1 protein-coding gene is annotated in these 445 nt (G+C 67.6%); it reads left to right on the forward strand.

All coding sequences use genetic code 11. The features are described 5' to 3' along the window. On the forward strand, positions 1-445 hold a 445-nt coding region (locus FJV41_RS57400; RefSeq protein WP_141649622.1), incomplete at both ends, for a circularly permuted type 2 ATP-grasp protein.

The following is a 445-nucleotide window of genomic DNA, read 5'->3' on the forward strand; positions in this document are numbered from 1 at the left end:
CGACCGACCTGATCGTGGGCAACGCGCAGTTCCGCCCCGAGATGGAGGGCGTGGACGTGCCGCAGGGCGTCTATGCGCACATCGCCGGCATCGACATCGTGCGTGCGCCGGACGGGCAGGGCAACGGCATCTACTACGTGCTGGAGGACAACCTGCGCGTGCCCTCCGGCGTGTCGTACATGCTGGAGAACCGCAAGATGATGATGCGGCTCTTCCCCGAGCTGTTCCGCAGCCACCGCGTGGCGCCCGTGGCGCACTACCCCGACCTGCTGCTGGACACGCTGCGCGCCAGCGCGCCGGCCGGCGCGGCCGAACCCACCGTGGTGGTGCTCACCCCCGGCATGTACAACAGCGCCTACTTCGAGCACGCCTTCCTCGCGCAGCAGATGGGCGTGGAACTGGTCGAGGGGCAGGATCTGGTGGTGAAGGACAACTTCGTCTACAT

Source organism: Myxococcus llanfairpwllgwyngyllgogerychwyrndrobwllllantysiliogogogochensis (assembly GCF_006636215.1).
GTDB lineage: Bacteria > Myxococcota > Myxococcia > Myxococcales > Myxococcaceae > Myxococcus > Myxococcus llanfairpwllgwyngyllgogerychwyrndrobwllllantysiliogogogochensis.